The 21,351-nt window shown below is 69.5% G+C and carries 24 protein-coding genes; 16 read left to right on the top strand and 8 right to left on the bottom strand.

Features of this window, described 5'->3' with window-relative positions:
• Positions 1 to 10: 10 nt before the first annotated feature.
• The 3 genes from HV783_RS26820 to HV783_RS26810 are packed head-to-tail and all read right to left on the bottom strand — an operon-like array spanning position 11 to position 3,533.
• The gene (locus HV783_RS26820) at positions 11 to 550 is read right to left on the bottom strand and encodes a VOC family protein (protein WP_116791826.1); all 540 of its coding nucleotides are present in this window, start codon (positions 548 to 550) and stop codon (positions 11 to 13) included.
• A gap of 57 nt (positions 551 to 607) precedes the next feature.
• On the bottom strand, positions 608 to 2,500 hold the full coding sequence (locus HV783_RS26815; protein WP_175190205.1) for a TRAP transporter large permease: 1,893 nt from the start codon (positions 2,498 to 2,500) through the stop codon (positions 608 to 610).
• 10 nt (positions 2,501 to 2,510) lie between these two features.
• A complete protein-coding gene (locus tag HV783_RS26810) occupies positions 2,511 to 3,533 on the bottom strand; it encodes a TRAP transporter substrate-binding protein (RefSeq protein ID WP_054502940.1) in 1,023 nt (340 codons plus the stop codon).
• A gap of 111 nt (positions 3,534 to 3,644) precedes the next feature.
• Here HV783_RS26810 and HV783_RS26805 point away from each other — a divergent pair, with 111 nt between their 5' ends.
• The gene (locus tag HV783_RS26805; protein ID WP_175190204.1) at positions 3,645 to 4,706 is read left to right on the top strand and encodes a LacI family DNA-binding transcriptional regulator; all 1,062 of its coding nucleotides are present in this window, start codon (positions 3,645 to 3,647) and stop codon (positions 4,704 to 4,706) included.
• 88 nt (positions 4,707 to 4,794) lie between these two features.
• Here HV783_RS26805 and HV783_RS26800 read toward each other — a convergent pair whose 3' ends face one another.
• Positions 4,795 to 5,706 (bottom strand): LysR family transcriptional regulator, encoded by a 912-nt coding sequence (locus HV783_RS26800; RefSeq protein WP_175190203.1) that lies wholly within the window; start codon positions 5,704 to 5,706, stop codon positions 4,795 to 4,797.
• 106 nt (positions 5,707 to 5,812) lie between these two features.
• Here HV783_RS26800 and HV783_RS26795 point away from each other — a divergent pair, with 106 nt between their 5' ends.
• The 5 genes from HV783_RS26795 to HV783_RS26775 all read left to right on the top strand — a co-directional run bounded on the left by HV783_RS26795 (position 5,813) and on the right by HV783_RS26775 (position 11,964).
• Positions 5,813 to 6,193, top strand: coding sequence for a VOC family protein (locus HV783_RS26795; RefSeq protein ID WP_175190202.1), 381 nt, complete (start codon positions 5,813 to 5,815; stop codon positions 6,191 to 6,193).
• Entirely contained in the window at positions 6,190 to 7,101 is a 912-nt protein-coding gene (locus HV783_RS26790; protein ID WP_175190201.1) for an NAD(P)-dependent oxidoreductase, read from the top strand. The genes HV783_RS26795 and HV783_RS26790 overlap by 4 nt, the downstream gene beginning before the upstream one ends.
• Entirely contained in the window at positions 7,098 to 8,441 is a 1,344-nt protein-coding gene (locus HV783_RS26785) for an NAD(P)H-dependent oxidoreductase (RefSeq protein ID WP_175190200.1), read from the top strand. Before HV783_RS26790 ends, HV783_RS26785 begins: the two co-directional genes overlap by 4 nt.
• Positions 8,442 to 8,522: 81 nt before the next feature.
• Entirely contained in the window at positions 8,523 to 9,488 is a 966-nt protein-coding gene (locus HV783_RS26780; protein WP_175190199.1) for a Bug family tripartite tricarboxylate transporter substrate binding protein, read from the top strand.
• 91 nt (positions 9,489 to 9,579) lie between these two features.
• A complete protein-coding gene (locus HV783_RS26775; RefSeq protein ID WP_175190198.1) occupies positions 9,580 to 11,964 on the top strand; it encodes a catalase in 2,385 nt (794 codons plus the stop codon).
• Here the strand turns inward: HV783_RS26775 and HV783_RS26770 are convergent.
• From HV783_RS26770 to HV783_RS26760, 3 genes are read right to left on the bottom strand one after another with little or no spacing between them, the layout of a single operon-like run.
• Positions 11,903 to 12,655, bottom strand: coding sequence for a glycosyltransferase family 2 protein (locus tag HV783_RS26770; protein WP_175190197.1), 753 nt, complete (start codon positions 12,653 to 12,655; stop codon positions 11,903 to 11,905). The two genes, HV783_RS26775 and HV783_RS26770, sit on opposite strands and share 62 nt — an antisense overlap.
• Positions 12,652 to 13,257, bottom strand: a complete 606-nt coding sequence (locus HV783_RS26765) for a class I SAM-dependent methyltransferase (RefSeq protein ID WP_054502936.1) — start codon at positions 13,255 to 13,257, stop codon at positions 12,652 to 12,654. The genes HV783_RS26770 and HV783_RS26765 overlap by 4 nt, the downstream gene beginning before the upstream one ends.
• Entirely contained in the window at positions 13,245 to 14,261 is a 1,017-nt protein-coding gene (locus HV783_RS26760; protein WP_254604056.1) for an acyl-CoA dehydrogenase family protein, read from the bottom strand. The genes HV783_RS26765 and HV783_RS26760 overlap by 13 nt, the downstream gene beginning before the upstream one ends.
• Before the next feature lie 250 nt (positions 14,262 to 14,511).
• Here HV783_RS26760 and HV783_RS26755 point away from each other — a divergent pair, with 250 nt between their 5' ends.
• The 7 genes from HV783_RS26755 (at position 14,512) to HV783_RS26725 (ending at position 19,153) form a co-directional block, all read left to right on the top strand.
• Positions 14,512 to 14,991 (top strand): hypothetical protein, encoded by a 480-nt coding sequence (locus HV783_RS26755; RefSeq protein WP_175190195.1) that lies wholly within the window; start codon positions 14,512 to 14,514, stop codon positions 14,989 to 14,991.
• Positions 14,992 to 15,108: 117 nt separating this feature from the next.
• The gene (locus HV783_RS26750; protein WP_054502933.1) at positions 15,109 to 15,399 is read left to right on the top strand and encodes a hypothetical protein; all 291 of its coding nucleotides are present in this window, start codon (positions 15,109 to 15,111) and stop codon (positions 15,397 to 15,399) included.
• 276 nt (positions 15,400 to 15,675) lie between these two features.
• On the top strand, positions 15,676 to 16,638 hold the full coding sequence (locus HV783_RS26745; RefSeq protein ID WP_175190194.1) for a Bug family tripartite tricarboxylate transporter substrate binding protein: 963 nt from the start codon (positions 15,676 to 15,678) through the stop codon (positions 16,636 to 16,638).
• Between the two features lie 2 nt (positions 16,639 to 16,640).
• Entirely contained in the window at positions 16,641 to 17,276 is a 636-nt protein-coding gene (locus HV783_RS26740; protein ID WP_054449419.1) for a glutathione S-transferase family protein, read from the top strand.
• 13 nt (positions 17,277 to 17,289) lie between these two features.
• On the top strand, positions 17,290 to 18,072 hold the full coding sequence (locus tag HV783_RS26735) for an aldolase (protein WP_175190193.1): 783 nt from the start codon (positions 17,290 to 17,292) through the stop codon (positions 18,070 to 18,072).
• A gap of 144 nt (positions 18,073 to 18,216) precedes the next feature.
• Positions 18,217 to 18,771 (top strand): helix-turn-helix domain-containing protein, encoded by a 555-nt coding sequence (locus tag HV783_RS26730; RefSeq protein WP_054417394.1) that lies wholly within the window; start codon positions 18,217 to 18,219, stop codon positions 18,769 to 18,771.
• Positions 18,772 to 18,787: 16 nt separating this feature from the next.
• Positions 18,788 to 19,153: a cupin domain-containing protein gene (locus tag HV783_RS26725; RefSeq protein WP_054417395.1), complete on the top strand. Its 366-nt coding sequence runs from the start codon at positions 18,788 to 18,790 to the stop codon at positions 19,151 to 19,153.
• Between the two features lie 85 nt (positions 19,154 to 19,238).
• Here the strand turns inward: HV783_RS26725 and HV783_RS26720 are convergent, their stop codons facing one another.
• Positions 19,239 to 19,634, bottom strand: a complete 396-nt coding sequence (locus HV783_RS26720; RefSeq protein ID WP_175190192.1) for a hypothetical protein — start codon at positions 19,632 to 19,634, stop codon at positions 19,239 to 19,241.
• A 226-nt stretch (positions 19,635 to 19,860) separates the two neighbouring features.
• On the opposite strand from HV783_RS26720, the gene HV783_RS26715 reads away from it, so the two are divergent.
• The 3 genes from HV783_RS26715 to HV783_RS26705 form a co-directional block, all read left to right on the top strand.
• Positions 19,861 to 20,556 carry a secretin and TonB N-terminal domain-containing protein gene (locus HV783_RS26715; protein WP_116791818.1) on the top strand — a complete coding sequence of 232 codons (696 nt, stop codon included), beginning with the start codon at positions 19,861 to 19,863 and terminating at the stop codon, positions 20,554 to 20,556.
• 11 nt (positions 20,557 to 20,567) lie between these two features.
• Positions 20,568 to 21,104: an RNA polymerase sigma factor gene (locus tag HV783_RS26710; RefSeq protein WP_254604054.1), complete on the top strand. Its 537-nt coding sequence runs from the start codon at positions 20,568 to 20,570 to the stop codon at positions 21,102 to 21,104.
• Between the two features lie 4 nt (positions 21,105 to 21,108).
• A partial coding sequence (locus HV783_RS26705) for a FecR/PupR family sigma factor regulator (protein WP_175190190.1) occupies positions 21,109 to 21,351 on the top strand: 243 nt, incomplete at its 3' end.

Here is a 21,351-nt window from a genome sequence, read left to right as displayed (position 1 = left end):
GGGCCCGGCTTCAAAGCCGTGTCAGGTCGGGAAAGGGGCGCACCGGATCGCGGCCGTCCCAGTCGCGCGCGCTGTCGCGGATCAGGTCGAACAGGCGGCCCTTGGGGCCGGCCACCTCGGACAGCTCGATGACGGTGCCGGGGTGGTATTCGGTGTCGAAGTAGATGAAGCGGCCGTTCTCGCCGACCTCGCCCTGCATCTTCGGCACGAAGCCTTGCGCCAGCAGGCGCGCCAGGTCGGCGTCGTAGTCCTGGGTCCAGTAGGCCACGTGCTGCAGCCCGGTGCGGCCGGCCCGCAGGAAGTCGCGGTACATCGACGGCACGTCGTTGCGGGTCTGGATCAGTTCGACCTGCACGAAGCCCGAATTGGCCAGCGCCACCGAGTTGTGCGGCTCGTAGGGCGCGCCGTCATAGCGGTAGTTCACGATGGGCACCTTGGGGTTGTAGAACCAGGGGCCCACGCCCAGCGTGCGGCTCCAGTAGTCCATGGCGGCCTCGATGTCGGGCACCACATAACCGAGTTGGCGGATCTCGCCCAGGAAACGACTCATGATGGATTCTTGTGTAGGAAGTGGCGGGGGCGCGGCCCGCGATGGGCCGCGCGGCGTTCAGGACGCGGATTTGAGAAAACCGATGGAAATCCAGGGGAAGGCGGCAACGATGACCAGCCCGACCAGCAGCGCGGCGATGTAGCCCCAGATCGGGCGGATGCCCTCGTCGGGATCGACCCGGCTGATGGCGCAGGCGCCGTAGTAGCCGACGCCGAAGGGCGGCGCGAACAGGCCGATGCCCATGGCGAAGATGACCACCATGGCGTAATGCACCTCGTGCACGCCCGCCTGCGCCGCCACCGGAAACAGCAGCGGCCCGAACAGCACGATGGCGGGAATCCCTTCCAGCACGCTGCCCAGGATGATGAAGGCCACGATCGACACGGCCAGGAAACCGTAGCTGCCGCCGGGCATGCCGGCCATCAGCCGCGCCAGGTCGCCCGAGAAGCCCGATTGCGTCAGGGCCCAGGCCATGGCGGTGGCGCAGCCGACGATCAGCATGATGGCGCCGGACAGCGAGGCGGTCTCGATCAGCATGGGCTTGAGCCGCGCCAGGTCGAAGCGCCGGTAGATCAGCGCGCCCACCACCGCCGCATAGACGATGCCGATGGTCGAGACCTCGGTGGCGGTGGCCACGCCCTCGACCACCGCGGCGCGGATCACGAAGGGCAGCGCCACGGCCGGCAGGGCGATGACGAAGAAGCGGCCGATCTCGCGCGGCGCGAAGCGCTGCGCCAGGCTCAGGTCTTCCTTGCGGTAGCGCCACCACACCACCGAGCACAGCGCCAGCCCCAGCACCACGGCCGGCAGCAGGCCGCCGGTGAAGAGGGCGGCGATGGACACGCCGGTGACCGAGCCGATGGTGATCAGCACGATCGACGGCGGGATGGTCTCGGTCTGCGCGCCGGTGGCCGACAGCAGCGCCACCAGGTCGCCGGGCCTGGCGCCGCGCTTGCGCATCTCGGGAAACAGCACTGGCGCGATCGCCGCCATGTCGGCGATCTTCGAGCCGGAGATGCCCGACACCAGGTACATCGCCCCGATCAGCACGTACGACAGGCCGCCGCGCACGTGGCCCAGCAGGCTGGCCAGGAACTGGATCATGGCGCGCGCCATGCCGGTCATCTCGATCAGCGAACCCAGGAAAATGAACAGCGGCACCGCCAGCAGCATCAGGTGCGACATCCCTTCGTCCAGGCGGCCCACCATCACCAGCATCGGCGTGTTGGTGGTCAGCGCCAGGTAGGAGAACGTCGCCAGCGCGAACGAGAACGCGATCGGCACGCCCGCGAACACGGTGGCCGCGACGATGCCGACGAAGAAGATCACCAGGTTGAGCTTGCCCAGTCCCGTGAACAGCGGCTGCGCCAGCCAGAACGCCGCGACCATCGCCGCCGCGCCGGCCAGCGACAGCAGCAGGTGCGGCACGGTCTGGGTGCGCAGCAGCCGCAGCAGCGCCACCACCGCCATCAGGCCCATGCCGACCGGAATGGCGGCGGCGCGCCAGGCGTTGCTCAGCTCCAGCGCGGGCGTGATGATGAAGTGTTCTTCGTGCGCGTATTCGATGGCCGGCGCCAGGATCAGGAACAGGAAGGCGAGCGAGGCGGCCAGCGCGCCGGCCTCCAGCCGCGCGCGGCGCGCCGGACCGATATGGTTGACCAGCGCCGTCATGCGCATGTGCTCGCCGCGGCGCAGCGCCACCACGGCGCCCAGCATCGACAGCCACAGGAACAGAATGGACGCCAGCTCATCGGACCACACCAGCGGGCTGTGGAACACGTAGCGCGCCACCACGCCGGCGAACAGCACCAGGATCTCGACCAGCACGATGGCGGCGGCCGCCAGTTCGACCAGGCCGCCCAGCGCCGCGTCCAGCGCATCGCCCGCGCGCCGCAGCGGATGGGCCGGCAGCGCGGGCGCGGCGGCGTGGGAAGAGGAGAGCGAGGACATGGGCGCGGCCTCAGGCGAGCTTGCCGACGGCCTGCTCCAGCAGGCCCCAGGCCTCCTGGCCGAAGCGCTGCCGCCATTCGCTGTAGAAACCGGCCTTGCGCAACTGGTCGCGGAAGCTGTCGGCGGCGGGCTGGTTGAACGTCAGGCCCTTGGCTTCCAGGTCGGCCTGCACCGAGGCGTTGAGTTTCTTGATGTCCTCGCGCTGCGCCAGCCCGGCCTCGTTGATGCCGCGCGCCACCACCGTCTTCAGGTCCTGCGGCAGGCCCTCCCACATGCGGCCGTTGGCGATGAACCAGTAGCCGTCCCAGATGTGGTTGGTCAGCGAGCAGTACTTCTGCACCTCGTACAGCTTGGCCACCTGGATGATGGGCAGCGGGTTTTCCTGCGCGTCCACCACCTTGGTCTGCAGCGAGGAATAGACCTCGCTGAACTGCAGGCTGGCCGGCGCCGCGCCCAGGCCCTTGAACATCGAGATGGGCAGCGGGCTGACCGGCACGCGGATCTTCAGGCCGTCCATGTCGGCGGCGCGGGTCACCGGCGCCTTGCTGCTGGTGGTCTGGCGAAAGCCGTTGTCCCACATCTTCTCGAAGGCATACAGGCGGCGCTGCGCGATGGCGGCGCGCACGTGGGCGCCGAGCGCGCCATCCATGGCGCCCCAGACCTGGCCATAGTCCTTGAAGGCGAAGCCGACGGCGTTGATGGCGGCCACCGGCACCAGCGTGGCGATCACCAGCGCGGAGGGCGTGAAGAAGTCGATGCCGCCCGACCGCACCTGGGCCAGCATGTCGGTGTCGCCGCCAAGCTGGTTGTTGGGGAAGATCTTGATGTCGACGCGGCCGTTGCTTTCCTTGAGGATGCGGTCGGCGGCTTCCTGGGCGCGGATGTTCAGCGGGTGCGAGACGGGCAGGTTGTTGCCGTACTTGAGGGAATAGTCGGCGGCCCGGGCGATCAACGGGAACCCGCCGCCCAGGGCGGCCGCGGCGGGAAGGGCGCACAGGCGGCGCAAGGCACTGCGGCGGGTGAGCAGCTTCATGGTTGTCTCCAGAATCTTGGTTATGATGTTTTTTGAGGTGCCGCAGAAGTCCATCGCGCTGAGGCATGACGGACAATAGTGAACCGGCGCCCGCATCGTCAAACCCTAACAATGATGGTTTTTGATGTGATAAAGCCCGCTCGCGAACGCAAGCTGGCGACCCTGGCCGAGGTCGCGGCGCTGGCCGGCGTGTCCACCGCCACGGCCGACCGCGTGCTGAACCGGCGCCCCGGCGTGCGCAACAGCACCGCGCAGCGCGTGCTCAAGGCCGCCGCCGAGCTCGACTACCTGCCCGAGGCGGACCTGTTCGCCGCGATGGCGCCCGAGCCCATGCGGCTGGTGATCCTGCTGCCGCGCGGCAGCAACCGCTTCCTGCGCATGCTGGGCGACAGCGTGAGCTACGCGCACGAGCACTTCGCGCCGCTCAACGCGCGCTGCCAGGTGGATTACGTCGAGAGTTTCAACCCCGAGGCCCTGGCGCAGGCGCTGCTGCATCACGGCAGGCGCGCCGACGGCATCGCCTTCATGGCGCTGGAGCATCCGGTGGTGCGCGAGGCCGTCAACGCGCTGGCCGAACAGGACGTGCCCACGGTGACGCTGATCTCCGATCTGGCCAACAGCGCGCGCGTGGCCTATGTGGGCCTGGACAATCGCGCCGCCGGCCGCACCGCCGGCTACCTGCTCGCGCGCTTCATCGGCCCGCGCGCCGCGCACGTGGCGCTGATCGCCGGCTCGCGCCACTACCGCGCCCACGAGGAGCGCGAGGGCGGCTTCCTGCAGCTCTACGCCGAGCAGTTCCAGGCCATGCAGGTGGTGGACCTGCGCGAAGGCTACGACGACGCCCAGCGCAACTACGAGCAGACGCGCCAGTTGCTGGAGCAATACCCGCAGCTTGCCGGCATCTACAACATCGGTGGCGCTTCCGACGGCGTGGCGAGGGCGCTCAAGGAGGCCGGGCTGCAGCACCGGGTGGTGTTCATCGGCCACGGCCTGACGCCGGACACGCGCGCGCTGCTGATCGACGGCACCATGGACGCCGTCATCACGCAGAGCCCGGTGGAGGCGCTGATGAGCTGCGTGCGCATCTTCTGCAACGTGCGCGACAAGCGCAGCCCCATGAGCGGGGTGGAGATGAACCGCAGCCAGGTGATTCTGCGCGAGAACCTGCCGTAGCCGGCAAGACGCCTGCCGGCGCGGACATGGCCGCATCGCGCGGACCCGGACGGCGCCGCCCGCACGCCATGCGCGCCTCGGCGCGCTGTCATGCCGCTCGCGGCGCCTGCGCCAGCAGATGGTCGACCAGCAGCCCGGCCGCCCGGGTCAGCGGCCGCTCGGGGTTGGTCGCCAGGACCAGCTCGCGCCGGGCCCAGGCGTCGGTCAGCCTGATCGCCTTGAGGCGGCCCGGCTGCAGCCGATGGGCGCAGGCGCCCTCGGGCAACACGCCGATGCCCAGGTTGTTGGCGATCATCTCCGCCATGGCGTCGAAGCTGCGCACCTGCACGCGCAGGCGCAGCGGCCGGCCCGCCTGCTGGGCCGCCGCCCGGATCGTGTTGAGCAGCGAACTGCCGCGATTCAGGCCGACGAAATCGTAGTCCAGGCAGTCCTCGAAGGCGATCGCGCGGCGCCCCGCCACGGGGTGGGACGCCGACACCAGCAAGACCAGCTGGTCGGTCTGGAAGGGGCGCACGTCCAGCCCGTCCGCGGGCGCGCCGCCGACGAACACGCCGACGTCGGCGATGCCGTCGATCAGGGCCCGCACGATGTCGCCGGACAGCTGCTCCTCGACCTCGACATGGGTATCGGGGTAGCCGGCCAGGAAGCGCGACAGGGCCGCCGGCAGGAACTCCACCAGCGCCGACATGTTGGCCCACAGCCGGATGTGGCCGCGCGAGCCGTTGGCGTATTCGTCGAGTTCGTTGCCGAACAGCTCGAATCCCTGGAACAGCCGCAGCGCGTGCTGCAGGGCGATGTGCCCGGCGGCGGTCAGCCGCACGCCCTGCGGCCCGCGCTCGAGCAGCGCGGCCCGCGCGGCGGCCTCGAAATCGGCGATCCGGCGGCTCGCGGCGGACAGGGCCAGGTTGCAGCGGGCGGCGCCCCGGGTCAGGCTGCCGGTCTCGGCCACGGCGCAGAAAAGGCGCAGGGTGACAAAGTCGATGCGGGCGGGATTGATCATCGCTGGTCTTCGCGTTTTGCGAATTCTATGTATTGAAAAAGCAATTCTGCGGCTGTTTTTGCGGAGATACAGTGCATGTATTCGTAAAACAGCAAGGCAGAAAGCGATGATAGACCATCTAGACCACCTGGTGCTGACCACCGGCGACGAGCCGGCGTGCGTGGATTTCTACGTGCGGCAGTTGGGCATGACCCTGGAGACCTTCGGCCAGAACCGCAAGGCCTTCAAGTTCGGCGCGCAGAAGATCAACCTGCACGTCAAGGGCCGGGAATTCGAGCCCAAGGCGCACCTTCCCGTGCCCGGCGCGCTGGACCTGTGCTTCATCGCCAGCGAGCCGCTGGACGAGGTGATCGCCACGCTCACCGCCCGCGGCGCCACCATCATCGAGGGGCCGGTGGCGCGCACCGGCGCCAATTACCCGATCCGCTCGATCTACCTGCGCGATCCGGACCTGAACCTGATCGAGATCTCGGAGCGCGCCAAGTGACGGCCCCGCATTCCCGGCCGGTCGTCGGATTCATCGGGCTGGGCCAGATGGGCAAGCCGATGGCGCTCAACCTGGCGCACGAGGGCATCGATCTGCTGGTCTCGGCCAAGACGCGCGAGGCCTATCCGGCGCTGCAGGCTCGCGGCGCCCGGACCACGGATTCGCTGGACGACTTCCGCCAGGCGGACATCGTGATCCTGAGCCTGCCCGGGACCGATGCCGTGCGCGACGTGCTGCTGGGGACCGGCGGCCTGGCCGCCATCATGCGGCCCGGGGCGCTGGTCATCGACACCAGCACCATCGAGCACGGCGCCACGTTGCAGGTCGATGAGCAGTTGCGGACGCGCGGTATCCGCTTCCTGGACGCGCCGGTCTCTGGCATGCAGGCGCGCGCCGAGGACGCCACGCTGACCATCATGTGCGGCGGCGAGCCCGACGCCTTCGAACAGGCCCGGCCGCTGCTCGAGCGCATGGGCAGCCAGGTGCTGCACATGGGCGGCGCCGGCGCGGGGCAGTTGACCAAGCTCGTCAACCAGTTGCTGTTCGACATCAACTGCGCCGCGCTGGCGGAGATCCTGCCCATGGCGTGCCGGATGGGACTGGCGCCGGAACAGACGGCCCAGGTCATAAACCACGGCACGGGGCGCAGCTACGCGTCCGAATTCTTCCTGCCGCGCATCCTGCTCAATCACTTCACCGATGGCTATCCGCTGCAGGCGGCCTACAAGGACCTTGTCAGCGCGGCCGAGCTGGGTGCGCGCCATTGCGTGCCCATGCCCGTCCTGGCCGCCGCCACGGCCACCTACCAGACGGCGCTGCTGCGCGGCCACGGGGCCGCCGACAAGGGCGCCATGATCCTGGTCTTCGAAGACCTGCTCAACGTTCGCTTCAGGAAAGGCGCGCTATGAACTTTTATTCCCAACTATTGGCCCGCGCCGCGGCCGGCAAGCCGCTTCGGGTCGGCCTCATCGGCGCCGGCAAGTTCGGTTCCATGTACCTGGCACAGGTGCCTCATACGCCGGGCGTGCACATGGTCGGCATCGCCGACCTGTCGCCGGCCAACGCACACCGCAACCTGGAGCGGGTGCACTGGGGGCCGGAACGCGCGCAGGCGCGCTCGCTCGACGACGCGACCAGGCATGGCACCACGCATGTCGGCGACGACTGGCGGGCGCTGGTCGCGCATCCCGGCATCGACCTCGTCATCGAGTGCACGGGCAACCCTATCGCCGCGGTCGAGCACTGCCTGGAGGCGTTCCGGCAGGGCAAGCACGTCATCAACGTCACGGTCGAGGCCGACGCCTTCTGCGGCCCGCTGCTGGCGCACCGGGCGCGCGAGGCCGGCGTGGTGTATTCGCTGGCGTATGGAGACCAGCCCGGTCTGGCGTGCGAGCTGGTGGACTGGGCCCGCGCCTGCGGCTTTCCCATCGTTGCCGCCGGCCGCGGCCACAAATGGCTGCCGCAGTACCGCGAATCGACCCCCGACACCGTGTGGGACCACTGGGGCGTGACGGCCGAACAGGCCCGCGTCGGCGGCATGAACCCGAAGATGTTCAACGCCTTCCTCGACGGCTCCAAACCCGCCATCGAGAGCACCGCGATCGCCAACGCCACCGGCCTGCAGGCGCCCGCCAACGGCCTGAGTTTTCCGCCGGCCTCGATCGAGCAGATCCCGACGGTGATGCGGTTGCGCAGCCAGGGCGGCGTGCTCGACAGCCTGGGCGTGGTCGAGGTGGCCTCGTCGCTGCATCCGGATGGCCGCCCGGTGGGCTATGACATCCGCAAGGGCGTGTGGGTCTGCGTTGAGGCGCCGAACGACTATGTCGCCCGCTGCTTCAAGGAATACCAGGTGTTCACCGACCCGGACGGCCGCTGCATGGTGCAGTACAAGAAATGGCACCTCATCGGCCTGGAGCTGGGCATCTCGGTGGCCAGTGTCGGTCTGCGCGGCGAGCCCACCGGCGTGGCGCGCTGCTTCAACGCCGACGTGGTGGCCACCGCCAAGCGCGACCTCAAGCCCGGCGAAATGCTCGACGGCGAGGGCGGCTACACGGTGTTCGGCAAATTGTTCCCGGCCCGCGACTCGGTCGCGCGCGGCAACCTGCCGCTGGGCCTGGCGCACGACCTGAAGCTGGTGCGGCCCGTGGCCAAGGACCAGTCCCTGACCTGGGACGACGTGCGCATCGACGACACCCTGACCGCCTACCGCGTGCGCAAGGAGATGGAACGCCTCTACGCCCACCCCTGATCGACCGCCGGCGCGCGAGGGCGCGCCACCACAACAAACAGGGCCCCGGTCGGCCCTGGCCATCCCAAGAGGAGACAACCCATGAAGACATCGGCTTTTGTCGTTGCCGCGACGCTGGCGCTGGGCGCCGCCATTCCCGCCATGGCGGCGGACTATCCGCGCCGGCCCATCACCATCGTCGTGCCCAGCTCGCCGGCCGGGTCCACCGACATCGTCGCGCGCCTGCTCGGCGAACAGATGACCAAGGGCCTGGGCCAGCCGGTCATCGTCGAGAACCGGCCGGGCGCCAGCGGCAACATCGGCACCGAGTACGTCGCCCGCGCCCCGGCCGACGGCTACACCCTGCTGCTGCAGTACTCGGGCTACCACGTCGGCAACCCGGCGCTGTTCCGCGACATCCGCTGGAAACCGGCGGACTTCGCGCCCGTCGCGCTGGTGATGCGCGCGCCCCACGTGGTGGCCGTCAGCGGCAAGCTGCCGGTCAACTCGCTGGCCGAACTGATCGCCTACGCCAGGAAGGACAACCGCGGCCTGTTCTTCGCGTCCTCCGGCAACGGCTCGATCCAGCACATCGCCGGCGAGACGTTCGCGCGCGCCGCCAACGTGCCGGTGACCCATGTGCCCTACAAGGGCGCCGGGCCGGTGGTGGCCGATCTCATCAGCGGCCAGGTCGACATGTTCATCACCACGCCGCCGTCGGTCATCAACCAGGTGCGCGCCGGCAAGCTCAAGGCGCTGGCCTACGCCGGCCCTGAACGCAATCCTTCAATGCTCCAGGTGCCGACGACCGCGCAGGCCGGATTGCCCGGCTACGAGGTGGAGTCGTGGTTCGCGCTGTTCGCGCCGGCCAGGACGCCCCAGCCTGTCATCGACCAACTGGCCGCGGAACTGCGCCGGATCGTCGCCAGCGACGGCTACCGCAAGCAGATGGAGGAGCAGGGCGCGTTCGCCGCCTTCATGGGCCCGGACGAACTGGGCCGCTTCGTGGAACAGGAGCTGGCCGCCTGGGCCCGGATCATCCGCGAGAGCAACATCACCACGCAGTAGGGGCTGGCGCCAGGCATGGCGCTTGCTGAATCTCCCGATCGGATCATCGTCGGCCCACACCGATGCCATCGACACGTACAGGGAGATATCCATGCCAGCCAGGAAACCAAGCAAGGCCAGGAAGCCGGGAGCCGTCGACACGGCTTTCAACAATACGGACAGCGGCCCCGCCGAAGCGCCCGCCGAGGGCGTCGGCTCCGCGGCGATGCAGCGGGCGGCCGCGGTGGCGGCGACTGCCCGGGCGCTGCCCCATCATCCCGACAAAGAGAAAGAATACGGGGACGCGGGCGCCCGCTGCCCGTACCGCGGCGTCGCCGTGGCGACGGCCGATGCGTCGGCGAGCGCCAGCTCGTTGTCCGAGAACCAGTACACCGACAAGACGGGCGAGCCGCCCGAGGCTGGCGCCAACGCGGTCGACGGCGGTCTTGCGCGGGTGCGCGTGGATGCGCAGGGGCAGGCACTGACGACGAACCAGGGCGTCGCCGTGAGCGACAACCAGCATTCGCTGAAAGCGGGCCTGCGCGGCCCCGCGCTGCTCAAGGATTTCATCCTGCGTGAAAAAATTACCCACTTCGACCATGAACGCATTCCGGAACGCATCGTGCATGCGCGGGGATCCGCAGCGCACGGCTACTTCGAATGCTACGAATCGCTGGCCGGCCTGACGCGGGCCTCGCTGTTCGCGACGAAGGGCAAGCGCACGCCCGTGTTCGTGCGCTTTTCCACCGTGGCCGGCGAGCGCGGATCGAAGGACACGGCGCGCGACGTGCGCGGCTTCGCGGTCAAGTTCTACACCGACGAAGGCAACTGGGATCTGGTTGGCAACAACATGCCCGTCTTCTTCATCCAGGATGCCATGAAGTTCCCGGACCTGGTGCACGCGGTCAAGCCCGAGCCGCATCACGGCATGCCGCAGGCGGCATCGGCGCACGATACGTTCTGGGACTTCGTGTCGCTGATGCCGGAGTCGACCCATATGCTGATGTGGCTGATGTCGGACCGGGCGATTCCGCGCAGCTATCGCATGATGCAGGGGTTTGGCGTGCACACTTTCCGCTTCGTCAACGACCAGGGCGACGCCAAGCTGGTGAAATTCCATTGGAATCCGGTGGCGGGCACGCATTCGCAGGTCTGGGACGAAGCCGTGAAAGTGTCGGGCGCGGACCCCGATTTCCACCGCCGCGACCTGTGGGAGGCCATCGACGCCGGCCACGGCCCCGCGTGGGAGCTGGGCGTGCAGGTCTTCACCGAGGAAGAGGCCGAGCGCTTCAGCTTCGATGTGCTGGATGCCACCAAGATCGTGCCCGAGGAGCTGGTGCCCGTGCGCCCCATCGGCCGCATGGTGCTGGACCGCAATCCGGACAACTTCTTCGCCGAGACCGAGCAGGTGGCGTTCTGCGCGGCGCACGTGGTGCCGGGCATCGATTTCACCAACGATCCGTTGCTGGCCGGACGCATCCACTCCTATGTGGATACGCAGATCTCGCGGCTGGGCGGACCCAACTTCCACGAGATCCCGATCAATGCGCCGCTGGCGCCGGTCTACAACAACCAGCGCGACGGCATGCATCGGCAGGCGGTGCATCGCGGCCGGGTAGCCTACGAACCCAATTCGCTGGGCGGCGGCTGTCCGTTCCAGGCCGGCATGGAGGGCTACGTGTCCTTCCCCGAGCCGGTGGCGGGCGACGAGTTGCGCGGCCACCCCGAGCGCTTCGCGGAACACTACAACCAGGCGACCCTGTTCTACGACAGCCAGGCGGACTGGGAGCGGCGCCATCTGGCCGATGCCTTCGCCTTCGAGCTGAGCAAGGTCACGGTTGCCGCCATCCGCCAACGCATGGTCGCCTCGCTGCGCAACGTCTCGGATGAACTGGCGCGGATCGTGGCCGACAAGCTGGGCATGGCGCTGCCCGACCCCATGCCCCGCGCCCTGCGCCAGGCCCCGCCCCCGGAAGTGGCGCAGTCACCCTCCCTGTCGCTGACGGCGCGTCCGGGCCAGACCGGCGTTGTCACGCGCAAGGTCGCCATCCTGGTGGCGCAAGGGGTGGACGGCGCCGCCGTGTCGGCGGTGGCGCAGGCCCTGATACAGGCCGGCGTGGTGGTGCGCCTGGTGGGGCAGCGTATCGGCCCCGTTGAGACGGCCGATGGCGCCCGGCTGGACGCGGATGCCTCGCTGGACAACCAGCCGTCAGTCCTGTTCGACGGCGCCGTGGTGCCGACGGGTGGGGATGCGCTGGCGCGTTGGCGCCAGGACGGGCGGGCGCTGGAATTCATCCGCGACAGCTACCGCCACGGCAAGACGCTGCTGGCGCTGGGCGAGGGCGGCGGCTTGCTGGAGACGGCGGGCCTGGACCTGGCGGCTGGGGACGCAGGCCTCGTCATCGGCGACGCGCCGGAATCCGCCGTCGCGGCATTCATCGAATCCCTGGCGCGGCACCGCCATCCGGAGCGCGAGACCAGTCCTCCGCGCATCTGACCGGGGCGGCCGGAGGCGGGGCCGCCCCGGCCCCCCTGGCCCCCGCGCGCAAGGCCGTGGCAAAGCCGCCTTCCACGCGCGAGTAGGGGCGGGCGCTGGTGGTGACGCGCGGCAGCGCGGTCCACGCGATGGAGCAGCCCGCCTGCGCCATCCTGTCCACCAGCGTCTGGTCCTCGCTGCAGGCCAGCGGCGCAAAGCCGCCGATGCGGCGATAGGCCTGCGCCGCGATGCCCAGGTTGGCGCCATGTACGTGGCGATGCCCATCGCGGTCCTGGTAATGGGCGGCAAAGTCGCTTCTGGCGGCCTCGGCGTGAACGCCGTGCGCCGCCCAGCCGGCCACGCCTACCGTGCCGCACACCACCTCGGCGCCCAGGGACAGTTGGTCCACCAGCCAGCGGGGCGACACGACGGTGTCGGCATCGGTGTGCGACAACCAGCGCGCGCCCGCGTCCAGCAGTAGTTGCGAGCCGGCCGCGCGGGCGGCGCCGACATTGCGGGCCTGGATCGCGAGGCAGTGGACCGGCCAGGCGGCGGCGAGCCGCGCCGTGGCATCGCGGCAATGGTCCAGCACCACCACGATCCGGACCGGCTCGGCCAGCAGCAGAGGGTGGCGCGCCGCCCGCGTGACCGCACGCAGGCACGCCGCGATGTGGTGTTCCTCGTCGTGGGCGGGGATGCAGACGCCGATCATCGGCCGTCTTCCTTGCGGGCGATATCCATGCTCCAGGCATCGAGCTGGAACTCGGGTTCCTGGTGCGTGAACAGCGGCCTGGCGCCGGGCAGCGCGCCCAGGCTGGCATGCAGGGCGTCCGTCTGCTGCCGCCGGTCGTCGAACCCGCCGCGCCAGTGGCAGGCAATCAGTTCCGCGCCCGGCCGCAGGCTGGCCCGGGTGCGGGCCAGAAAGCGAGCCAGCGCGGCGTCCTCCAGGTAGTAGGCCATCTCCGAGATCACCATCAGATCGAAGCCGCCGGGCGGGATGCGCGGCCACGCCCCGGGCAGGCGCAGGGCGACCGCCTGCACGCCGTCGGCATGATTCGCCAGCATATGCTCGCGGCAGCGGCGTACGGCGGTCTTGGCCACGTCGACGGCCGTGACCCGCCGGCAGCGCCCGGCCAGCGCCAGTGTCATGTCGCCGTTGCCGCAGCCGACTTCCAAGGCATGCTCGTAGCGGGGCCGTCCCAGGCTGGCCAGCAGCAGTCCGCGCTTGCGGCGCTCGTACCAGGCGACGCGCACGTTCCAGGGGTCGTCGAAGGAGCGATACAGCGTTTCGAAATGGCGGGCTAGAGCGTCCACATCGACTCCTGCGCGGCAAGCACCTGGGCGCCGTGGGAGGCCTGGTCGCGTTCCGCGTGGCTCTGGCGAATGTAGAGCGGCAGATCGGCCATCACCTGCGCCAGCGCCGGATCCTTGCATAGCGGGCCGGCGCCGAGCGCGCGGGCTGCGCGGCCCACGATATCCTCAGCCGCCGTCTCGACCGCAAGCCGGGCGCGCGCCGTGGCCAGCGCGCAGCCGTCGCGCGGATTCGCGTCGATGGCGGCGGCCGCCGCATGCAGGGCCCCGCGCGCCTGGGACAGCGCCACATCGGCGGCGCCGAGATGCGCCAGGCGGAAGGGATCCGCACGGCCGTCCGAGGCGCCGGCTCGCAGGCGCCGGAAGATGCGGGTCAGGCCCCCGTACCAGCAGGCGGCGACGCCCGCGCCGCCATGCAGGAAACCCGGCCGGTTCACGTACGCGCCCGGCGCGCCGAGCGCGGTTCCCAGCGCGTCCCGGAAGGAAACATCGAGCGTCGCGCTATCGCGCATCGCCGGCGCAAGCCAGGTGTCCGGCAGTCGGGTCACGCCGGGCTGCGCCAAGGCGACCGTCGCCAGCCACGGCGCGCCGGCGGGAGTCCACCCACTGACCACGGCGTGGCTCGCGCCGGCCGCGCCGGAACACCAGGTCTTGATGCCATTGAGCACCACCCGCCCGCCGGCGTCCGGGATCAATACCAGCCGCTGCCGCGCGGATTCCGCGCACCACACGCCCCAGATGCTCCCTGGCGGCGCAGGCGCGGGGGCGGCGAGCTCCGCCAGGATCGCCAGCGCATCGGTGTGGCCCTCGAAGCGCTTGGCCAGGGACAGGTCAACCGCGGCCACGGCGGCCAGCGCCCGCCAGCGCGTCAGCGTCTCCCCGCTGCCGGGCAAGGGCAGGCCGTCACAGCCCGCATCCACCAATCTGCGCATGATGGCTTCGGAGCCGTGCGCGGCGTTGGATTCGGCCAGCACGGCGTGCAGGCGATCGAGGCTGAACGAGGGCAAGGGTGCACTGCGGGACATGGGGCGGTTCGCGAGGACGGGATTGCTTGTTCAGCAAATGGCATGCCCGGGGCGCCGGCGCGGCGCGCCGCACGCGAGGTGACTGGGGGCCTGGCGCGTCTTTCATCGCCGTGGCCAAACTTTATCTCCTTGCCCAGGGATTGCGTGGCAGCAATAATGTTCGCCATAACTGACCGATGGCGTGACACGGGGCCAGCAGACGCGCCTTGGATAACCGATCGAGGAAACCGACATGACATCGCTGCCACAACGCTTCCTGGATCATCTTGCCGCTCGCGGCTGGACGGTGCGGCGGACGACGCCCGGCCCGACCGCCGCGACCGCGCCGGGCGACGCGCACGGTTATGGCGCATTCCTGGCGACCTTCATCGAATTGCACAACGCGACCCAGACACGCTGGTTCCTGAGCGCGGCCGACCATGACTGCACGGCGGACAGCGCTTTTCCTTGGCACGCCCTGCGCGATATCAGCCTGGAGGCGGCGCTGGACGATGGCGGCCGGCAGGCGGTCCTGGACTTCTGGAGTCAGCACACGCCGATCTACATGAGCGTTGCCGGCGACTACGAATTCCTGGCGATAGAACGCGACTCGGGCCGCATCGTGCACGGCATCGAGCCGGAATTCGAGGACACGCGCGAAGTCGCCCCGAGCATCGCGGCCCTGTTCGAAGACATGATCGCGGGGCGCGCCATGGCGGCGCTACTGGCGTAACGGCGTACGCGGCGATCCCGCCGCGGCGTTCCTTGAACCGCTGTTTCGGGAGGCATCGTGGCCGCTAACGCGGAGCAACGTAAAATGTCAGGTCTCTCGCCTCAATATGCCTGCCTTATGAACCTTGACCGACTGCGCCGCGAATTTCCCGACTTCGACATTACAACCTTGCCGCCGCTGCCCGAAGGGTACGTCGATGCGTCGAGCTACATCGATGCCGCGCCGTCATTCGAGAACCGGGAACGCGGCCTGAAAGTGTATGTCGACTACGCCAACTACGCCGACCGCGAATCCGGCCGGAGCCAGCGCTTCTGTGTTTCGCGCTACGACGAGGAAGAGGGCGACTTCGACGACGTCGCCCTGTCGACCAATGATTGGGCCGAAGTCGTGCGCTTCCTGACCGCCTGAATGCCCACGCTGGCTGAATCGCCCGGCGTGTGATGGCCGCGCGTCTTGTCCGCCCAGAGGACAAGGAAGAGATGACCATGGTGCGCCTATCCAATGAACCCGCCGCTTTGCTGGCGGGTTTCGCTTTTTTGCGGGCTTGAGCGAAGGATCAGGCCGCGAACGTTACTCCCGCCCCTCAGGGATTCCCCCAATCACATTTCCCTTGCGGAAAATCAATGCTCTATAGGACACTTTGTGTCATAGCCGCAATCAAGCGGCGGACACAAGGGGAATTCTATGAAGCGCATCATCATGGCCGCCGCCCTGGCGCTGGCCGCGGGGGCGGGCAGCGGCGCGCAGGCCGCGTTTCCGGATCATCCGATCCGGCTGGTGGTGCCGTTCGGCGCCGGCGGCATCACCGATATCGTGGCGCGCCAGGTCGGCAAGGGCATGGGCGATGCGCTCGGCCAGAGCGTGGTGGTGGAGAACCGTCCCGGCGCGGGCGGCGTGATCGCGGCGCAGGTGGCGGCCACGGCGCCGGCCGACGGCTACACGATCTTCATGGGCACGGTGGGCACGCAGGTGGTGAACCCGCTGATCTACGCCAAGCTCAGTTATGACCCCGACAAGTTCGCGCCGGTCGGGCTGGTGTCCGGCTCGCCCTATCTGCTGGCGGTGCGCGGCGACCTGCCGGCGGCGAACTTCGCGGATTTCGTGACGTATGCCAAGGCGCATCCGGCCAAGCTGAATTTCGGTTCGGCGGGCACGGCCAGTTCGCCGCACCTGGGGCTGGAGCTGCTGAAGCTGACGGCGGGCGTGGACATCGTGCACGTGCCGTTCAAGAGCGGCAGCGAGGCGGTCAACGCGGCCATCGGCGGCCAGGTGGATGTGGTGATGGACGCCAGTCCGGTGATCATGCCGCATGTGGCCTCGGGCAAGCTGCGCGCGCTGGCGGTAGCGGCGGACCAGCGCCTGCCGTCGGCGCCGCAAGTGCCGGCCGCGGGCGAGGCCGGCGACGCGGGGCTGCAGATCAGTTCGTGGAATGCGTTCTTCGCGCCGGCCGGCACGCCGCCGGCGGTGCTGGAAAAGCTCAATGCGGCGCTGCGCCAGACGCTGGCCTCGCCCGAACTGAAGACGCGGCTGGCGGCGCAGGGCACGCAGCTCTATACCGGCGCGCCGGACGAATACCAGCGCTTCATCGCGGCCGAAAAGAAGAAGTGGGCCGAGATCGTCAAGCGCGCCGACATCAGGATGGATTGAGCATGACGACGCATCCCCTGGCGGGACAGCCGCTGGAACTGGCCGACACGCTGCGTTCGGGCAATGCCTGGAAGATCCGGCTGGCCTGCGGCTACATGGGGCTGGCGCTGACGCGCCGCACCTTCGACATCGTGCAGGGCGACCTGGAGACCGAGGCCTTCGGCCGCATCAATCCGTGGCGGCAGGTGCCCGCGCTGCGCACGCCCGAAGGCGTGTGGCTGGCGGAGTCTCAGGCGATCCTTTGGTATCTGGGCCGGGGCACGCCGTGGCTGCCCGAGGGGCGGCTGGCGCAGGCGCAGGTGGCCAGTTGGCTGAGCTTCGAGCAGACCCAGCACATGCACGCCTTCGCGCAGCCGCGCCTGCTGATCCACCTGCGCGGCACGGCGCGGGTGGATGACCCGGCGATGGTCGAGTGGCGCCGCATCGGCATGCGCGCGGCGGCCTGGATGGAGGCGCATCTGGCGGGCCGCGATTTCCTGGTGGGCGAGGCGCCGACCATCGCCGACATCGCGCTCTATCCCTACACCAGCATGGCGGAGCAGGGCGGCTACGACCTGTCCGCCTTTACCCACATCAACGCCTGGCTGGCGCGCATGCGCGCCCTGCCGGGCTTTACGCCGTTGTTGGAAACGGCATAGCGAGGAGTCAAAGATGGCCGATACGATGCATTTGGGCAAGAATGAACTGATCGCGCGCGCCAAGGCCGAGATGCAGCGCCAGTTCGACACGCCCGACTGGACGCTGCGCGAGCGCTTGGCGCTGACCTGCCGCATCCTGTTCGACGGCGGGCACGATTCGGGCCTGGCCGGCCAGATCACGGCGCGCGCGCCGGAACCGAACCGCTACTACACGCAGCGGCTGGGCCTGGGGTTCGACGAGATCACGGCCGGCAACCTGCTGCTGGTGGACGAGGACCTGCGGGTGCAGGAAGGCGGCGGCATGCCCAATCCGGCCAACCGTTTCCATTCCTGGATCTACCGGGCGCGGCCGGACGTCAACTGCATCATCCATACGCACCCGCTGCACGCGGCTTCGCTGTCGATGCTGGAGGTGCCGCTGGAGGTCTCGCACATGGACAACTGCCCGCTGTATGGCGACGTGGCGTTCCTGAAGGACTGGCCGGGCGTGCCGGTGGGCAACGAGGAAGGCGAGATCATCTCGGCGGCGCTGGGCGACAAGCGCGCCATCCTGCTGTCGCACCACGGCATGCTGGTGGCCGCGGGCACGGTGGAAGAGGCCTGCGTGTTGGCGCTGCAGTTCGAGCGCGCCGCCCGCATGCAGTTGCTGGCGATGGCGGCCGGCACGATCCAGCCGATTCCGCCGGCGCTGGGACGCGAGGCGCACGACTGGATCCTGACGCCCAAGCGCTCGCAGGTGGGCTTTTCGTATTACGCGCGGCGAGCGCTGCGCCAGCACCCGGACGTGCTGGGCTAGCGTCTGCCGGGGCCGCCGAGGGCGGCCGGGCTGGCGGCGCGGGCCCGCCGCATGGGCGCGGCCAAGGGCGTGTCGGGCGGGTCGGCTCGACGCAACGGCGGCTTTCGGGCATTCTTATCGGTCGTGTCCGCCATTTTCCCGCCCATGATCGACCTGCCTCACCGCCTGCGCGCGCTGCGCCGCCAGCAATCCCTGTCCCTGGAACAACTGGGCGAGCGCACGGGCCTGACCAAAAGCTATCTGTCCAAGCTGGAACGCGGCCTGAGCGAGCCGTCGATCTCCACTGTGCTGCGCCTGGCCGAAGCCTATGGCGTGGGCGTGTCGCAACTGGTGGGCGGCGACGGCGCGGCGCAGGACGAGGTCGTCAGCCTGGTGCGCGTGGCCGATCGCGAAGCGCTGCAACGTCGCGACCTGGGCAACGAATACCACTACGAGTCGCTGGCCGGGCGCCGCAAGGTCAAGGCCATGGAACCCTTCATCGTGCACCCGCCGCGTGAATTTCCCGACGCCGCCGCGGTCTTTCCGCATCCGGGCGAGGAATTCCTGCTGGTGCTCAAGGGCGCCATCGAGGTCCAGGTGGGCGAACGCGCGTTCCGCCTGGACGCCGGCGATTCCCTCTATTTCGATTCCGAACTGCCGCATCGCATGCGCACGGTCAGCCGCGGCGCGGCCGAGGTGCTGGTGGTGGCGGCGCATTGATTCCAAGGAAAATGCAGTGAAGCATGATCAATCGCGGCTGGTCCGCATCGATGCCGGCCCCATGAAGAACCCGGTGCCGGGCAAGCCCAAGCGTCCCATTTCAGGCGACGCGGCGTTCCGCACCGTGACCGCCTTCGAAGGCAATGGCGGCCGCGCCGAGGCCGGCGTCTGGGAAAGCACCGCCGGCAGTTTCCAGTCCAACACCACCGGCTACATCGAGTTCGGCTACATCGTCGAAGGCGCGGCGCGCCTGGTCGATCCGGACGGCACCGTGCACGAACTGACCGTGGGCGAGGCCTTTGTGATGCCGGAGGGCTATACCGGCCGCTGGGAAGTGGACCAGTTCGTCAAGAAGATCTATTTCATCAGCCGCACCGCCTGAGACCGGCGCGACGCTCGCCCGCCACGGTTCGAACAGGGCCGGGGCATGAACGATTGACGGCAGCCCGCGCGACGGCGCGCGTCCGCTACGGCGTCGGCCGCTGCGGGTAGGCCGAGGTGCCGAAGGTGTTGCCCATGCGGTTGCCGATGGTGGCGGGCGTGGGCAGGCCCATCTGGTTGGGCGGCCGTTGCGTGATGGTTTCCGAGCCGAGCGCGGGCGGCGGCTTGGGCGCGGCGTCGGGCGCCATCTTCTGGTTCAGGCAGTCATACGACAGGGCGCGGTAGCCGTTGACCTCGGTGTCGATGCAGGCGTCGGCCGGGGCGGAGCTGCCGGTGGGCGATGGCGGCGCGACGGGCGTGGCCCGGGGCGTAGGCGGTGTCTGGACCGTAGGCGGAGTCTGGGCGCCCGCGGGCAGGGGCGCCATTGCCAGCGCCGCCAGCAGCAGGCTGGCGCGGCGCGAAACGAGGCAGGGGATGCGCATGCGGGTTCCTTGGCATAAAGGCCGGGCGGCGCGCGGCCGCCACCGATGAATCCAGTATAGGGACGCGCCGCTCCGCGTGGGTGACGGGTTTGTTGCGCTGGCGGGCGCGCGGCGGGGCGCGTGTCACGTCTGTTTCACACGGCGCCGCTACCATGCCGCTTCCGCCCTGCGTCCGGCCCGTCGCCGGCACGCAGTCGCCACGCCATCTAAGAGACATCGGGGTGTTATGACAGTCACGCAGGCGCCTGGGGCCGCTTGGGCGTTCGCCTGCTGGTTCGCCTTTGGCCTGTCGGTGCTGCCGCCGGCAGCGCTGGCGCAGCAGCGCGTGGCGGATGGCGCGCCGATCGCGTTCGACATTGCCGCGCAGCCGCTGGATGCCGCCCTGGCCGCCTATACCCAGGCGACCGGCATGGCGGTGCTGGTGACCAGCCGCCTGACGGCCGGCCGCCAAGGCAACGCGGTGCGCGGCCGGCTGGCGCCGCGCGAGGCGCTGGGCCTGTTGCTGGCGGGCACCGGACTGCAGGCCCGCTATAGCAGCGCGTCGGCGTTTACGCTGGTGGAGGCGCCCGCGAGCGCGCCCGCGCCGCGCGCGTCGGCCACGACGCCGTCGGCCGCGCTGACGCGCTATGCCGGCATATTGCAGAACACCGTGACGCGCGCACTGTGCCAGTGGACCGGCGCGCGGTTCGGTCGCTATCGGGCGTCGCTGCAACTGTGGATCGGCCGCAATGGCGTGGTGCGCCAGGCGCGGGTGCTGTCGGGCACCGGCGACGCGCGCCGCGACGCGGCGCTGGCCGGCGTGTTGTCGGGATTGATCATGGACACGCCGCCGCCGGCCGACCTGCCGCAGCCCGTGACCATCGTGCTGGCGCCACGCCCGGATCCGGATGCCGATTGCCGCCTGGCCGGCGCGGCGGGCTGACGCGTATGTCCATGACCGGCGACGCCCTGCGCAACCTGTTCCTGTCCAAGTACCAGGAATTCCGCAAGCGCCTGCGCATCCGGCTGGGGTCGGAAGACCTGGCCAACGACGCCATGCAGGAAGCCTGGCTGCGGGTCGACAGCCTGGCCGAGAGCGCGCCGGTGGAGTATCCGGCCGCCTATCTGTTCAAGATCGCCGCGAACGTCGCCGAGGACCAGCGCCGCGCCAATGCCCGCATCCTGTCGATGGCCGAGATCGAGGAACTGTACGACATGGCCGACGAGGCGGCGGGCCCGGCGCAGGTGGCGGAGGGGCGCCAGCAGATCGAGGCGCTGGAGGCGGCGCTGGCCGAGTTGCCACGGCGGCGCCAGGCGATCGTGATCGCGGCGCGGGTCGATGAGGTGCCGCACCTCGAGATCGCCGAGCGTTTCGGCATTTCGGTGCGGACCGTGGAAAAGGAATTGCGCGCGGGGCTGGAGCACTGTTGCGGGAAATTGGAAAAAAAGTATGTCCAGCGCTACGGTCCCCAGGCCCGCGAAACGTCTTAGCTATATGACGACCCTGTTCAGACGCTCCCGCCTTGGTGGCGACCCCGCGGCCGCGCTCAAGCGCGAGGCCCAGGCGTGGGTCGTGCGGCTGGACTCGGGCCAGGCCAGCGTGGCCGATGGCGAAGCCTTTCGCCGCTGGTGCGGGCAGAGCGCCGAGCACGCGCGCATCTTCAAGGAAACGCGTAGCGCCTGGCAGCAATTGGCGCCGGCGGCGCGCCAGGCCCAGGCCGCGCTGGCGCGCCGCGCC

The sequence above is a fragment of the Achromobacter dolens genome, assembly GCF_902859745.1.
Lineage (GTDB): Bacteria > Pseudomonadota > Gammaproteobacteria > Burkholderiales > Burkholderiaceae_B > Achromobacter > Achromobacter dolens.
This window is presented reverse-complemented; position numbering and strand designations above follow the sequence as displayed.